This is a genomic window from Bacillus sp. SIMBA_005 (genome assembly GCF_046535585.1).
Classification (GTDB): domain Bacteria; phylum Bacillota; class Bacilli; order Bacillales; family Bacillaceae; genus Bacillus; species Bacillus pumilus.
The window spans coordinates 1-260 of record NZ_JAWRWI010000650.1; the positions used below are offsets into that span (position 1 = coordinate 1).

1 protein-coding gene is annotated in these 260 nt (G+C 65.8%); it reads right to left on the bottom strand.

Annotated features, from left to right (window positions below):
- On the bottom strand, positions 1–260 hold a 260-nt coding region (locus SB660_RS21685), incomplete at both ends, for an ABC transporter permease subunit (protein WP_410584485.1).

Consider the following 260-nt stretch of genomic DNA (forward strand, 5'->3'; position numbering starts at 1 on the left):
TGACAAGCGCAGCCGTGCGGGCGATCGCCATCGTGGCGAGGGTGGCTAGGAAGGACAGGATCTTGCCCCACACCACGAGCGCCGCACTAATGAAGCCGACGAGCAGACCGACCGCTACGCCGGCGAGGAGCGGGATCCAGAAGGCACTACCGCTCGCAGGTGCGAGCATGGCGAAGACGATTCCGGCCACCCCGACGACAGATCCGACCGAGAGGTCGATCCCGGCCGTGATCATGACGAACGTCATGCCCAGCGCGATG